The organism is Xenorhabdus santafensis, assembly GCF_033949405.1.
GTDB classification, from domain to species: domain Bacteria; phylum Pseudomonadota; class Gammaproteobacteria; order Enterobacterales; family Enterobacteriaceae; genus Xenorhabdus; species Xenorhabdus santafensis.
Genome location: NZ_VCDN01000316.1, coordinates 1 through 422 on the forward strand (window position 1 = coordinate 1; position 422 = coordinate 422).

The following is a 422-nucleotide window of genomic DNA, read 5'->3' on the forward strand; positions in this document are numbered from 1 at the left end:
TATTCGTACAACTGAAGATCGTCATAAAGATGTTGTTGAGAAAATCTTCAAGCAGCTAGTAGATCAAGGCGACATTTATCTTGATGAATATGAAGGTTGGTATTCTGTACAAGATGAGACATTCTATACAGAGCATCAATTAGTAGATCCAATTATGGAAGGTGACAAAGTAGTTGGAGGAAAAAGCCCAGATAGTGGTCATGATGTAGAACTTGTTCGTGAAGAATCATATTTCTTTAGAATGGGTAAATATGTCGACAGACTATTAAAATTCTATGAAGATAATCCACATTTCATTCAGCCAGAGTCTCGTAAGAATGAAATGATTAATAACTTCATTAAACCAGGATTAGAAGATTTAGCAGTTTCTCGTACTTCATTTGATTGGGGAGTTCGTGTTCCAGGCAACCCAAAACATGTTA

1 protein-coding gene is annotated in these 422 nt (G+C 35.3%); it reads left to right on the plus strand.

The features are described from left to right. Positions 1 to 422: class I tRNA ligase family protein (locus FE392_RS22635; RefSeq protein ID WP_319931928.1), on the plus strand; the 422-nt coding region annotated here is incomplete at both ends.